Raw genomic sequence first — 14,052 nt, forward strand, 5'->3', positions numbered from 1 at the left:
ACTGATCACCGCGATAGCGTTCGACGTTACTGGTTCTCGATGACTTCGCTTGCGATGTTCCGTCCGCGCGGCTGCAGCGAGACTTCCCGTCGCGTCCGCACTTCCTGGAGCAACCCCATCTCGACGAGTTCGTCGTAGATCGCTTCGACTTGCTCGACGTCCATCCCGACGAAATCGGGGATCTTGAACGGAGAGACGCCCGAATAAAGCGCCATCAACACCTCGTGTTCGGCCTGGCTGATGTCCGCGTCCGGTTCGTGCTCCTGGCGGACGAGCCCGGCGAGGATTGTCACGATCCGCCCGGGGCCCGTGACGTGCGTCTGGACGACAGTATCCTCGATGAGGTGTTCAATCTCGGCGACGCGGCGTTGGTTGTCGTTGACCGTCTGATCGGTCAACTCGACCGTCCCGACGTCGTCGCGCTCGATTTCGACGAATCGTCCGGAGGCGACCGCCAGATCGACCGATCCGTTGCCGAGCTTGAGTCGAGCCTTCTCCCAGCCGGTGTCCTGCACCACTCCGCCTTCGACAGCCGGATGCTTGACGTAAACGACGCGCTGGTCCAGTATCGCCCCGTATAGTTTCTCTTCGAATGACTCTTGATCCTGTGGGGCGACCAGATAGACGTCCGAACCGATCTGGATCGAGAGGTAACTCGACACCTGCGCGATCGCCTCGTTGACGTCTCCGCGACTCTTGATGCTAGAAACCTTTCCGAGCGGGATCGTCTGCTTGCTCTCGTTCGTCAGGATGAGCAGGCGCTTGTTCGACAACAGCAAGCGACACGACTGCCACTCGACGTCGCTGGCCTTGCGGCCGTCCGAGACGACCTGCATGAACCTGCCCTGCACGTCCGCGAGTTTCTGTTCGCCCTCGCCCATCGTCTCTCGATACTGCTAGGTTGGCCGGCCGTGCTAATAATCGTTGGTCTCCTATGTTGCCAGTGTTCGGTCACAGCACGTCGCCGGCCTGGCCGCCGAGTTTCGACAGCGCCGAGAAGGCACGCTTGCGAATCTGTTCGTCTTCGGTCTTGTCGATGATCGACTCCAGGGCGTCCCGTGAGCGTTGTCCGCCGACTTTGCCCAGCGTGAAGATTGCCTGAGCCCGCACGTCGCTGCCTCGGTCGTCGTCCTCGACGACTTCCAGAAGTCTGTCCTCGACGGTCTCGCCGTCGAACTCTGCGAGGCTCGTCGCCGCGAACTGCGAGGTCATCTGATCGTCGTCGTCGAGACAGTCGATCAGCGCCTCGATCACACGCTCGTGTTCGCCGTCGGTGACCCGACCCAGCAGCCAGGCCGTGTTGCGTCGCTGTGCGGTCTGGGTGCTCTCCTCGAGGATCTCGACCAGCGGGACGACGACCGTCGCGTCCTCGGTGGCGCTGAGTTCGTCGACGATCGATTCCCGGATCTCGTGGCTGCGCTGGCGGGGGACGTTCGAGAGCAACTCGATCAGCGAGTAGACTGCCGTCCGTCGGACGGCCGCCGACTCGTCGGAAAGGGCCTCGACCAGGTGTTCGACTGGCCGGCCGTTGTCGAAGTTACCGAACGCACCGACGGCGATGCGGCGAACGCGCTCGTCCGGGTCGTCGTACATCTCCAGCAGCGCCTGCAGCGCCTGCCGGTTGGCGATCTTTCCGAGCGCGTCGGCCGCCTCCCGCCGGACTGCCGGGCTCCGGTCCTCGAGTAGCCCTTCGAGCGCGTCGGTCGCGCGCGGATCGCCGATCGACCCCGCTGCACGGGCGGCTCGTGCGCGCACCCGGTAGTCTTCGTCGTCGAACGTCTCGATCAGCTGCCCGAGCGTATCGCTTTCGCCGAACTGTGCGAGCCCGTTGGCCGCGGCCATGCGCAGTTCCGGGACGTCGCTGTCCAGCGCCCGGGTGAACGCTTTCGCTTTCATCCAGTCCGCCCCTTCATCGAGGTCGACGCCGGCCATGCTGGCGATTAGCTGTTCGATCGCGTCGCCGCCCAGCTCTTCGAGCGAGTCGATCGCGGCGGCCGTCACGGCGTCGGCGTCGCCGGTTTCGGCGGCCTCGACCAGCGCGTTCACGACGTCCCGGCGATCGTCGTGATCGTCGAATCCACCGAGCATATCGGCCGCACGCTCGCGGATCTCCAGGTTGTCACTCTCCCGGAGCAGACGGATCAGTTCCTGCGCGTCGCCGTCGCGTTCGAGCTGGTAGAGAGACATTTCACCCTTTCCGGTAGATCCGATACTGCTTGTCTGCCGGTTCGAACGTCTCTCGCATCTCCGTGGGGATCGTCTCGGTCATGCCAATCATGAGATACCCGCTGTCCCGGAGCGATCCCTCGATCGTCTCGAAGATCGGGACCTTGTAGGACGAATCGATGTAGATCAGCAGGTTCCGGCACAGAATCAGGTCGAACGTGCCTTTCGGCTCGCCGCGGATCAGATCGTGTTGCTCGAAACTGACCATCTCCTTGACGTGCTCGCGGACCTCGAAGGTATTCCCGTCCCGATCGATGTACGGGTCCAGTTTCGAGAGGGGCTCGAGCTCCTCGGCGATGTCGGTCGTTTTCGAGGTCTCGTAGACGCCGCTTCGAGCCGTCCTGAGAATATCGCGGTTGATGTCGGTCCCGAGGACGTCGACCCGCCCGGCGTCGATCTCGGGGTCGTCGAGTGCCAGCATCGCGACCGAGTACGGTTCGCGTCCGTCCGCACTGGGAGCACTCCAGACGTCGACCTGGCGGTGTTCGTCGGTCAGTTCCCGCAGGATCGTCCGTAACCCTTCCCATGCCTCCGGGTTCCGGAAGAAGCCGGTGACGTTGATCGACAGCGAATCGAGCAGCGCCTCGCGTTCGCCGTCGTCGCGTTCGAGCAACCGGCGGTACGCCCGATAGCTGTCCGTGTCGGTCCGGCGCATCCGGGCGGTGATTCGCCTATCCATGTAGGCGTCGTTGTAGAATCCCGACTCGAAGTCGAGCTTCTCCCCGATGTATTCGAGCAACTGTTCGAATCCGCTCTCCGAGCCCGATCTACGCGTCATCGTCGCCACCTCCAGGTTGACATTCGAACCATCTTACAGCGTCACCACGTCGAGGATGTGCACGATGTTCCCGTCGCCTAGCACTGCCGTCCCGGAGAGACCGGGCGTTCCCGAGAGGATCCCCTCTAGGGGTTTGACGACGACTTCCTCCTGGCTCTCGACGGAATCGCAGTGCAGGGCGATCCGACGTTCGGACTCGCGGATCCGAACGAGCATCCCGTCGCCGTTTTTCGTCTCTCCGGGCACGTCGAACGTCTTCGCGATGTCGACGACCGGGTAGATCTCGTCGTTGTGCTTGATCACTTCGGTTCCGTTGATCGTCTGGGCTTTCGTCGCCCGGGTGATCTCGTCGACGTTCTTGATCGGGACGCCGTACTGTTCGTCGCCGACCTGGACGAACAACACCTTCACGATCGCCATCGTCACCGGCAGACGTAGCGAAACGGTCGTCCCTTCTCCCGGCGTGGACTCGACGTTGACGCTGCCGTCGAGTTTCGTGACTGTCTCGTGGACGACGTCCATGCCGACGCCGCGACCGCTCGTGTCGGTGACTTCGTCCGCCGTCGAAAAGCCGGGGTGGAAGATCAGATCGTAGAGATCCGAGTCGGTCATCGCTTCGATCTCTTCCGGTGATCGAACCCCCTGGTCGAGCGCCTGGTCTTTGATCGCATCGACGTCGAGTCCGGACCCGTCGTCCGCAACCTCGATGATGACGTGATCGCGCTCCCGGGAGGCCGACAGTGTGACCTCGCCCGTTCGGGACTTGCCGAGCCGCTCGCGTTCCTCCGGCGGTTCGATCCCGTGGTCGACCGCGTTCCGCAGGATGTGCATCAGCGGATCGGAGATCTCTGTGAGGATCGTCCGATCGAGCTCGATGTCTTCGCCCTCGATGGTGAAATCGATCTCCTTGCCCAGATCCCGCGAGAGGTCCCGAACCAGCCGCGGGAACTTCCCGACGACCTTTTTCAGCGGGATCAACCGCATGTCCATGACCGTGTTCTGGAGGTTCGCCGTGATCTTGTCGAGTTCGTTGAGGTTCTCCGAGGCGGAATCGAGCCGTTCCTGCTCGACCGCGCGCCGGAGCTTGATCCGGCTCGTCACTAGCTGTTCGACCAGTCCGTGCAGTTCGTCGAGCTGATCGACGTCGACCCGAACGGACTTGATCTCCTCGACCGATCCGGCTTCACCGTCCGACGCGTCCGCCGTATCGGCCGTGGCCGAACTCGCGCTCCCTGTCCCGGCAGATGCTCCACTGCCGGTACTCGAAGCCGCCCCACTGTCGGTCTCTGTCGACGACGCCCCGTCGTCGACTCCCGCCGCCCGTGCTTCGAGGGCGTCGGTCACGTCGGTCACCGTTGCGTCTTCGACCTTGCTCGCGGCGCTCAGCGTCGCCTCGACCGCCGAGCGGTGCGCGCCCGCGAGGAACACGTCGAAGGCGTCCTCGAAGTCACCGTCTTCGATCGCGTCGCGGGACGGATCGGTGGCCAGGATCGCCAGTGCGTCCTCGATCGACTCGAGGGTCAGCATCGCGTCGACACCCGGCATCTGTGCGTCACCGGCCGACACCGACGCGTGGTAGACCGGTCCGTCGACGTCCGGCAGTTCGATCCCGGAGAGCAACTCCTCGGGATCCCGACTCGGTTCGCCCGTCTGTTTGTCGGTCGCCTCGCTCACGCCATCAGCGGAGTCATCCATAACTCCGCGAATGTCCGCGACGATCGCGTCGGTGTCGACCGTCGATTCGCCAGTCTCGTCGATCTCGTGGACGATCGCTTCGATCTGGTCGACGCCGGCGAAGATGAGATCCATGATCTCCGGCGTGACTTCGAGGTGGTCGTCACGCATCTCATCAAGGAGGTCCTCGATGGCGTGAGCGAGGTCGGAGGCGTCGTCGAAGCCCATCGCGCCGAAGTTGCCCTTCAGCGTATGTGCAGTCCGGAAGATCGCCTCCATCGCCTCGGTGTTTTCAGGGTCCGATTCGAGATCGAGCAGCGAGTTGTTCAACTCGGTGATCGCTTCCTCGCTTTCGCGGATGAACGCGTCGAGATACTGATCGTCCATGTTAGTGAACCTCCTGTGGTACCGCATCGAGAATGGCCGCCGGGATCGACTCGATCGACGTGATCGTATCGACACAGCCAGTTTCGATCGCCCGCTTTGGCATCCCGAACACTGCCGAACTAGCTTCGTCCTGTGCGATCGTTCGAGCGCCTCGCTCTTTGAGCGCACGGATACCGTCCGCACCGTCCTCGCCCATCCCGGTAAGGATGACACCGATCAACCGATCGTCGACCGTTTCGGCGGCAGATTTCATCGTCACGTCGACGGCGGGACGAACGCTGTTGACCGGCGGATCGTCGGTCAGTGACACGCGGAGTCGGCCGTGACTGTAGTTCGCGACTTCCATGTGCTGGTCGCCGGCGGCCACGAGCGCTTCGCCGCTGCCGATACGGGCCCCGTCTTGCGCCTCGGAGACGTCGTATTCACTTCGGGCGTCCAGCCGTTCGGCGAACCGACCGGTGAACCCGCCGGGCATGTGCTGGACGATCAGCACGCGCAGCGACGCCGTGAGCGGCAGCGACGACATGACCTCTTCGACCACTGTCGGCCCGCCGGTCGAGGAGCCGATGACGAGTGTTGGCCGTCCGCCATATCGCTCTGGCGCAGCGTCCGGACGTTCCGTCCCGGCACCTGAACTCGTGGTTTCGGCGGCGGTGTCGCCGGCTCTCGGTTCGGCCTGTGCGACTGAATGGACGATATCGACCAGCTGATCTTTCAGCCGAGACATCTCCATCGAGACCTCACCGCCGGGTTTGGTGAAGAAATCGACTGCCCCCTTCTGGAGCGCCTCGAACGTGACGTCGGCGTCCTCGTCGGTATGCGCGCTCAACATCAGGATCGGTGTTGGATGCTGGGCCATGATCCGCCCGACGGCCTCGATCCCGTCCATCTCCGGCATCTCGACGTCCATCGTGACGACGTCGGGGTCGTGCTCGCGGACGGCTTGGACGGCTTCATGACCGTTTTTTGCCTGCGCGACCACGTCGATCCCGCCCTCCGAGAGAATATCGGAGATGACGCTTCGCATGAAATGCGAGTCGTCGGCGACAACAGCCCGCGGCGATGATCGTGGCATAGGTCTTTTACCTGTGAAACATGTGGACACGACGTAAATCGCCCGGTCGTCTGTCCACGTTGGCCTCATCTATCCCGAGCGACAAAATAAAGACACCGCCCTGGTATTCAATCTTGATAGCACAGGAGACACGCTTAAGGGATTTTGTCGGGAGGGTTCAGATATCGACCGCCGGAAACGAGTCGGCCGTGCCGTACACAAAGACCATGTCAGACGCAACGAATCAGGTCCTCGAATTTCAGCTCGGGGACGAGACCTACTGCGTGAGTATCGATTACGTGACGGAAATCGTCGACGTCGGGGAGCTGACGTCGGTCCCGAACGCCCCACCCCACGTAGAGGGCGTCATGGATCTTCGTGGGCGAACGACATCGATCATCAATCCCAAAACCGTCTTCGACATCGACGGTGGCGAACCGTCCCGCATTATCGTCTTCGACCCGGAGATCGCGGACGACGAACAGGGGGCGGTCGGATGGCTCGTCGACGAAGTTCACCAGGTGAGCCAGGTCGACCCCGAGAACGTCGATCGATCGCCGACGACCGACGACGTCGATTCGGTCCGAGGCGTCGTCAAGCGCGACGGCGGATTCGTCATCTGGGTCAATCCGGACGCGATCCGGACCGCGTGATACTGCCGGCGATCCTTTCTCGAACCCATTCGGCCCCCCGTCGTGCCGAATATCTCTCTGAATGTGTAGCTGTATGCCCTTACGAACGTGTCGCCAGCACGATGAGAACGCGAAACTGCGCGCGCGGTGATCTCTCCTCAGAGAGCACGCCTCCGTCGGTGGTGGCGTCGGAGGAACCGACGTACGACGACCACTCTGTGTGTCGAGGCATGAATAAGACTTTTTTGCTTCCCCGCCAGAGATACATCCAACAGAGCGTCGCGTGACGCGACGGGACCACAATGATCGAACTCACAAAAACCGGCATCGACGGCCTGGACGAAATCTTGAACGGCGGCATCGTGAAGGACTCGACGACGCTCGTCAGCGGCAACCCTGGGGCAGGAAAGAGCATCCTCGGACTGCAATACATTTATAATGGCGTAGATATGTTCGATGAGAAGGGGATCTATCTCTCTTTCGAGGAGAACCAGCAAGACCTCCGCGAAGCCGCCGAGTCGATCGGGTTCGACAAGTGGCCGGAATTCGTCGAGAGAGGAGACATTCTCATCTACGACAAGAAGCAACTGCTCGGGGAGAACGATTTTTCTTCATCACTCGATATGCTGCTCGAAGACTTCAGAGACAGCGAATACGAGCGACTCGTGTTGGATTCGCTCGCAATGTTCAATCTCTTTTTCGACGACGAGCGCGAACGTCGCACGTATCTTCTGAAGTTCTCTGACATCCTGAAGGAGAACGGACTGACGACTCTGATGACCAACGAACAGGGGGCCGTCTTCCCGAAAAGCGACATCGGGCTGGAAAACTACCTGACCGACGGAAATATCTACCTGCTACAGACGCCGACCGAATCGGGCGTCAAACGGTACGTCTGGGTCGCGAAGATGCGAAAGCAGGACATCAAAACGGACATCTTCCCGATGGAGATATCCTGGGGTGGGATCACCGTCCACCAAAACGCCAGCGAGTTTTCGATGATGAACCGGGGCGATTCCCCTATCGAGTGACACTCCCGAGATCTGACTGTGTCGGGCCTGCACCCCGTAATATCACGACTGAAAAGCCCCTACTGTAAGAAATTCTAGTGGATGGTAGAGGCGGTAGATTTATTGTCTACAGAATTCAAAACTTGATAACGATGGCTTCGGTCGATCTTCTCCGGACACTGGGGAACAAATACAGTGCGGAGATCCTCGACGCGGCGGACGAGCCACAGTCAGCACAGGACCTCAGCGACGAACTCGATATTCCGATCGCGACCTGTTATCGGCGGATCGACGAGCTGACCGAACACGGATTGCTCGAATTACACGACAGTATCCTTTCGGAAGATCGTCGACGGATCAAGGTCTATCGGCGCAACGTCGAGTCGGTGACTGTCGATTTCGACCAATCGATGGGTATCTCTGTCGAAGAGCGATCGGAAGTGACGAACAAACTCGACGAAGCCTGGCGGACGCTCTCTGAGGGGTAGTCACGCGCGCCCACGGGCACAGTTATCAGCCGCGATATTTTCAAGGGTGGGATTTAATAGACGACGTGGACGAGTACCGGGTAGGATGATCGAGTTCCTCTATGCCGTCCTGACACTGGTCTTCGTCGTCGCGGGTCTGACGATGGTCGGGATGGCGATGCGTGCGTACGTACAGACGTCTCGGCGGGCAATGTTGCATCTGTCGCTCGGGTTCGCGCTGGCCGTGGCGGGCGCGGCGGCGACCATGATCAGTGCGTTCCTGACAGACTTTGGGATGTCGTCCGCTACTAATCCCCAGTCGCTGTTGCTGGTCAACAGCGGCCTGACGACGTTCGGGTATCTGTTTGTGATCTACAGTCTCGTGACGTACCAGGCCTGATTGGTCGCAGCTCGGAGCTGCCTGTTTCGAACAGTCTGCCGGCCGTTTTCAGTACTGACAAAGGGATATGCGGGTTATGAATACATCTTTTCAGACATGATAATGAGGGGAGTAGGGTTAAGTTGGATAACATACCAGTTTCGGACAGAGCCTGGATACCAGGCGTGATCCAAACAATGTTCGACCGAATCGACGACAGACGAGATCGCGACCGGGGGCAGGTCGGGATCGGGACGCTCATCGTGTTCATCGCGATGGTGCTGGTGGCGGCGATCGCCGCCGGCGTCCTGATCAACACCGCCGGCTTCCTGCAAAGTACTGCCGAGCAGACTGGTGAAGAGAGTCAACAACAGGTCACTGACCGCATGGAGGTGAGTGCTGTTGCGGGCGAGGTTGTTGAAGTATACACTGATGATGTCGCTACTACGACAAAATCTACCACTGCGGCTACCGCAGATGTCGCTCCAGGTGAGACTGTCAGTATCTCTGGTGGTCTCGCTACAGACGATGTTGTAGTAGGGATCGATACGCTCCAAGATAGCGTCTCCAATGATGTCTCCGACCAATTTAGTATCGTAGACCGCTCTGGAGATAATGCCCAGCTCCGTAACGATGGGAGTGAGACCGTTACCCTGGACACCACCAGTGATGCTGTCGTAGTCAACGTGGTTGACTCACCCGGTACTGCGGAGACTCGAGACACGATCGGCGTGTTGGAGATAACGGTGTCGAAAGCACCGGGCGCGAGTAACATCGACCTGTCGGAAGCAACCATCCAGCAGACTGACGACACCGGTACTTTCGACCTCGTCTACGAGGGCGTCTTCACGGCCGGGGCACAGGACGGTGCCTTCGACGTGGCGGCACTCAAAGACGAGGACGGGTCGCTACCGGTGATCAATTCTGTCGACGACCGCCTGATCATCGAACTCGACATGGGGACTAACACGCTCGGGAGTCCGGCCAACGTCTACGGCGAGGAACTTGCGGAAGGGTCCAGCGCCCGGATTCAGATCAATACCCAGCAGGGTGCCTCGACCACCGAACGCATCGTCGTCCCGCAGTCGCTGAGTGGCGAGGAAGCCGTCGCGCTGTAACGACTATCAACTAATTCAATACGAAATCAATCAAAACAATGTTCAAGACAGACAATTCGAACCCAGATCGCGATCGCGGGCAGGTCGGGATCGGGACGCTCATCGTGTTCATCGCGATGGTGCTGGTGGCGGCGATCGCCGCCGGCGTCCTGATCAACACGGCCGGCTTCCTGCAAAGCAGTGCCGAACAGACTGGCGAAGAGAGCCAACAACAAGTCACTGATCGCATGGAGGTGAGTGCTGTTGCCGGTGAAGTTGTTGAAGTGTATGCTGACAGTGTTTCGACGAGCACGATAGACCTGAGTAGCGCCACAAGTACGAGTGTTGGCCCAGGGGAGACTGTTGATATCAGCAGTGACGTCTCCAACCCAGTCGTGGCAATCACAAATCTCCAGGACAGTGATACAAATGACGTGTCTGATCAATTTAGTATTGTTGACAGAGACCCTACTAATGCGAAACTCCGAAACGATGGTAGCGAGTCCATCACTTTGAGTGGTACCGCAAGCAATCTGCAGGTTGACACTGTCGACTCGCCAAGTACGGCCGAAACCGAAGACGCAATCGGTGTGTTGGAGATAACGGTGTCGAAAGCGCCGGGTGCGAGCAATATCGACCTGTCGGAAGCGACCATCCAGCAGACTGACGACACTGGCACTTTCGATCTCGTATACGAGGACGTCTTCACGGCCGGGGCACAGGACGGTGCCTTCGGTGTGGCGGCACTCAAAGACGAGGACGGCTCGCTGCCGGTGATCAATTCTGTCGACGACCGCCTGATCATCGAACTCGACATGGGGACTAACACGCTCGGAAGTCCGGCCAACGTCTACGGCGAGGAACTCTCGGAAGGCGCAAGCGCCCGGATTCAGATCAATACCCAGCAGGGTGCCTCGACCACCGAGCGCATCGTCGTCCCGCAGTCGCTGAGCGGCGAGGAAGCCGTCGCGCTGTAACGACTATCAACTAATCCAACAGCAATCAGAACAATGCTCAACACAAATAACAAGAAATCAGACCGCGACCGCGGGCAGGTCGGGATCGGGACGCTTATCGTGTTCATCGCGATGGTCCTGGTGGCGGCGATCGCCGCGGGCGTGCTCATCAACACGGCCGGGTTCCTGCAGAGTAGTGCTGAACAGACCGGCGAAGAGAGCCAACAACAGGTCACTGACCGCATGGAAGTGAGTGCTGTCGCTGGTGAGGTTATCGAACTCACCGCGGAAGAGAGGATCGTTGACGACAGCGCCAACCTCGCCAGTGGTCTGGGTACTTCCACTGAAGACTCAGTGTTTGACTCTACATTTGACCCCGGTGCAATTGATACGAGTGAATCGGCTACTGCAATAATTAAAGATAATGATGACGGTACAGAGTACACCGTCAAAAGTGAGGACGGAGATCTTAACGTCAAATCGGATGATATCACGCTTGCTTCCGGTGTCGATCCGGGAAGTACAAGCACATCGTACGATGTCGTTGAGGTCGAGTACGCAGTCGAGCTCGCCGAATCCGAGGACGCCATCGGTGCGCTAGAAATAACGGTGTCGAAAGCGCCGGGCGCGAGCAATATCGACCTCTCGCAAGCGACCATCCAGCAGACTGACGACACTGGTACCTTCGACCTCGTTTACCAGACCAAGTTTAGCGCCAATCAGCCCGGTCCGGATGGTGCCTTCCATGTAGCGGCGCTGAAAGACGAGGACGGATCGCTGCCGGTGATCAACTCTGTCGACGACCGAATGATCATCCAGCTTGATCTCGGTGATGGCACCGACGAACAACAGACGTTAGGGGTCAGCGAAGCCCAGCGGTTCAGTGAGCCGCTCGCAGAAGGTGCCAGCGCTCGGATCCAAATAAACACCCAGCAGGGTGCCTCGACGACTGAGCGCATCGTTGTCCCGCAGTCCCTAAGCGGCGAACAAGCCGTCTCGCTGTAACGACTATCAACTAATTCAATCCCACACCAATCAGAACAATGTTCAAGACAGATAATTCGAATCTAGACCGCGACCGCGGGCAGGTCGGGATCGGGACGCTCATCGTGTTCATCGCGATGGTGCTGGTGGCGGCGATCGCCGCTGGCGTCCTGATCAATACGGCCGGCTTCCTGCAGAGTAGCGCCGAACAGACTGGCGAAGAGAGTCAACAACAAGTCACTGACCGCATGGAAGTGAGTGCTGTCGCTGGTGAGGTTGTTGAAGTACCTGTTGACAGTGAGCCAACAACCACACAGACGGATAGTACTGGTTACACTCTTGCTCCGGGTGACACCCAAGACTTATCATTAGGTGGTAATGGCAATGAGATTGTTGAAATAAATAGTGTCACTACTAGCCCAAGCTCTTCTAGTACGGACCAATTCACAATAGTTGATAGAGAAGCACATACGATCAGGTACGATGGTGAAGAAGAAATCACACTTGACAGTATCGATGTTGCACAGTTGGATAATGCTGATCCTGAAACTGATGATGCCATCGGTGTGTTGGAGATAACGGTGTCGAAAGCGCCGGGTGCGAGCAATATCGACCTGTCGGAAGCGACCATCCAGCAGACTGACGACACTGGCACTTTCGATCTCGTATACGAGGACGTCTTCACGGCCGGGGCACAGGACGGTGCCTTCGGTGTGGCGGCACTCAAAGACGAGGACGGCTCGCTGCCGGTGATCAATTCTGTCGACGACCGCCTGATCATCGAGCTCGATATGGGGACCAACACGCTCGGGAGTCCGGCCAACGTCTACGGCGAGGAACTCACGGAAGGTTCCAGCGCCCGGATTCAGATTAACACTCAGCAGGGTGCCTCGACCACCGAGCGCATCGTCGTCCCGCAGTCGCTGAGCGGCGAACAAGCCGTCGCGCTGTAACGCTCAGTTTAGTTCTCTTATTTCGTTCTGTCCCGCAGAGCACGTGAATACTACGCTTTGATCTGATCGGTGAATTCACCGGATACGGACAAGTAGATTTTTCTTCCCCGTGTCTCACTACGACGTATGGACACGCGCAGGACACTTGTTTTGCTGTTGGCTCTCTCTGCAATCGGGCTGGTAGCACACGGCACTATCGCACAACCTGGCCAGGACTGCCAGCCGGTCGACGACCGACAGGTCTGTATTCAGGATGCCTCGGCACCTGACACGCTGATCATCAATGGGGACAATGAAGACCTCTCGATCACTATCGAGAATGTCGGATCGACGAACTCGACGGCGATCGTGATGCTGGATGTCGAACGCCCAGACAACTCGACCGCGCGGTACCAGCTCGAGGAGCCGACGCTCGCGCCCGGTGAGACTGCAACCGTCACGCAACCGCTGAACGCGACCACGGAGGGAACCCATCTGCTTCAGGTCGCTGTTGTCGACGACCAGTCCCTCCAGATATACGAGACAAAGACCCTCTCCGTTGAGGTCCGGACTGAACCTGCCCCGGGACTCGGTGGCCCGATCGACCGCGTCGAGATTGCACTCGCCGCGTTGATCGTCGCCCTCCTCGGTATCGCTGCACTCGCATACAGGACCGTTGACCGCTAGACGAGTTGACGGCACCGTAGTCAGCCGGTCGGCCCAGCCGACGGAATTATACTCAACCGTGATAGACACCTACGTATGGGACCCGGGGACGATCCCGACAACGAGGACGGTCGCGTGCTCGCCCCCGAAGAGCTGGACATCTCTGACGACGAGCACGTCGCCGAGATCGAGGACGGCCGATACGTCGTCTCCCCGAACGATCCGATCGAGGACGCGCCGAACGTCGCTTCGAGCCAGCCCGCACGGGAACGAGTCGACGCCGATGCGCAGACGGGGGACGCCGACGAGAACACGTCCCGTACAGAGCAACCGACCGCCGGACCGGATCGTCCGCCGGCGACTGACAGCCAGCCGACCGACGTCTCCGAGTTGACCGAACGCGACGTCTCTCGCTGGCTGGAGACGAGCTTCCAGGAGGCCGACTCCCGATACGGTTTCCACGTGACTGCGACGTTCGACGGACGGGTGTTCCAGCGCCGGATGATGTCCAACGACGTGGTGACGATCTTCGAAAGTCTCATCCTGTGGTACGCCCAGCACATCGACAGTGAGACGCCCGTTGAGGAGATCCTTGGGATCTTGCTGACCGAGTCGAACGTGCCGATAACCTATCCGACCGAGAGTCTCTCGACGGCGATCAAACGAGAGGGACTCGACCCGGACGATACGATCGCCGATCTGCTGGAAGCGCTCGGTGACGACGGATTCAAGCTCTAGTGCGGCCACGGAAACGGTATCAATGGCGATAATCTCTCGAAAGCATTTATTTAGGTGATTCCAGTACGTTCA

The 14,052-nt window shown here is 59.6% G+C and carries 15 protein-coding genes; 10 read left to right on the forward strand and 5 right to left on the reverse strand.

Going from position 1 to position 14,052, the window contains the following annotated elements:
- Positions 1–26: 26 nt before the first annotated feature.
- The 5 genes from OB916_RS03490 to OB916_RS03510 form a co-directional block, all read right to left on the reverse strand.
- Complete coding sequence (locus OB916_RS03490; protein ID WP_315907899.1) at positions 27–881, reverse strand: CheF family chemotaxis protein; 855 nt, start codon at positions 879–881, stop codon at positions 27–29.
- Between the two features lie 70 nt (positions 882–951).
- Positions 952–2,187 (reverse strand): HEAT repeat domain-containing protein, encoded by a 1,236-nt coding sequence (locus OB916_RS03495; protein ID WP_315907900.1) that lies wholly within the window; start codon positions 2,185–2,187, stop codon positions 952–954.
- A gap of 1 nt (position 2,188) precedes the next feature.
- The gene (locus tag OB916_RS03500; protein ID WP_315907901.1) at positions 2,189–3,004 is read right to left on the reverse strand and encodes a CheR family methyltransferase; all 816 of its coding nucleotides are present in this window, start codon (positions 3,002–3,004) and stop codon (positions 2,189–2,191) included.
- Between the two features lie 33 nt (positions 3,005–3,037).
- Positions 3,038–5,065 (reverse strand): chemotaxis protein CheA, encoded by a 2,028-nt coding sequence (gene cheA / locus OB916_RS03505; protein WP_315907902.1) that lies wholly within the window; start codon positions 5,063–5,065, stop codon positions 3,038–3,040.
- A gap of 1 nt (position 5,066) precedes the next feature.
- Positions 5,067–6,140, reverse strand: coding sequence for a protein-glutamate methylesterase/protein-glutamine glutaminase (locus tag OB916_RS03510; RefSeq protein WP_315907903.1), 1,074 nt, complete (start codon positions 6,138–6,140; stop codon positions 5,067–5,069).
- Between the two features lie 206 nt (positions 6,141–6,346).
- Here OB916_RS03510 and OB916_RS03515 point away from each other — a divergent pair, with 206 nt between their 5' ends.
- From OB916_RS03515 to OB916_RS03575, 10 genes are all read left to right on the forward strand, one after another.
- Complete coding sequence (locus OB916_RS03515; protein ID WP_315907904.1) at positions 6,347–6,772, forward strand: chemotaxis protein CheW; 426 nt, start codon at positions 6,347–6,349, stop codon at positions 6,770–6,772.
- Between the two features lie 281 nt (positions 6,773–7,053).
- Positions 7,054–7,782, forward strand: a complete 729-nt coding sequence (locus OB916_RS03520; RefSeq protein WP_315907905.1) for an RAD55 family ATPase — start codon at positions 7,054–7,056, stop codon at positions 7,780–7,782.
- Between the two features lie 131 nt (positions 7,783–7,913).
- Positions 7,914–8,249: a winged helix-turn-helix domain-containing protein gene (locus tag OB916_RS03525; protein ID WP_315907906.1), complete on the forward strand. Its 336-nt coding sequence runs from the start codon at positions 7,914–7,916 to the stop codon at positions 8,247–8,249.
- Positions 8,250–8,334: 85 nt separating this feature from the next.
- Entirely contained in the window at positions 8,335–8,628 is a 294-nt protein-coding gene (locus tag OB916_RS03530; protein WP_315907907.1) for a DUF7521 family protein, read from the forward strand.
- Positions 8,629–8,804: 176 nt separating this feature from the next.
- Complete coding sequence (locus OB916_RS03535) at positions 8,805–9,725, forward strand: archaellin/type IV pilin N-terminal domain-containing protein (RefSeq protein WP_315907908.1); 921 nt, start codon at positions 8,805–8,807, stop codon at positions 9,723–9,725.
- Between the two features lie 38 nt (positions 9,726–9,763).
- On the forward strand, positions 9,764–10,681 hold the full coding sequence (locus OB916_RS16985) for an archaellin/type IV pilin N-terminal domain-containing protein (protein WP_390884012.1): 918 nt from the start codon (positions 9,764–9,766) through the stop codon (positions 10,679–10,681).
- A gap of 33 nt (positions 10,682–10,714) precedes the next feature.
- Positions 10,715–11,665, forward strand: a complete 951-nt coding sequence (locus OB916_RS03555; RefSeq protein ID WP_449267320.1) for an archaellin/type IV pilin N-terminal domain-containing protein — start codon at positions 10,715–10,717, stop codon at positions 11,663–11,665.
- Positions 11,666–11,703: 38 nt separating this feature from the next.
- On the forward strand, positions 11,704–12,597 hold the full coding sequence (locus tag OB916_RS16990; protein WP_390884015.1) for an archaellin/type IV pilin N-terminal domain-containing protein: 894 nt from the start codon (positions 11,704–11,706) through the stop codon (positions 12,595–12,597).
- A 126-nt stretch (positions 12,598–12,723) separates the two neighbouring features.
- On the forward strand, positions 12,724–13,263 hold the full coding sequence (locus OB916_RS03570; protein ID WP_315907909.1) for a hypothetical protein: 540 nt from the start codon (positions 12,724–12,726) through the stop codon (positions 13,261–13,263).
- 75 nt (positions 13,264–13,338) lie between these two features.
- The gene (locus tag OB916_RS03575) at positions 13,339–13,980 is read left to right on the forward strand and encodes a DUF7500 family protein (RefSeq protein ID WP_315907910.1); all 642 of its coding nucleotides are present in this window, start codon (positions 13,339–13,341) and stop codon (positions 13,978–13,980) included.
- Positions 13,981–14,052: the final 72 nt, after the last annotated feature.

Origin of the sequence: Halapricum hydrolyticum, from assembly GCF_025517535.1 — an archaeon.
Lineage (GTDB): Archaea > Halobacteriota > Halobacteria > Halobacteriales > Haloarculaceae > Halapricum > Halapricum hydrolyticum.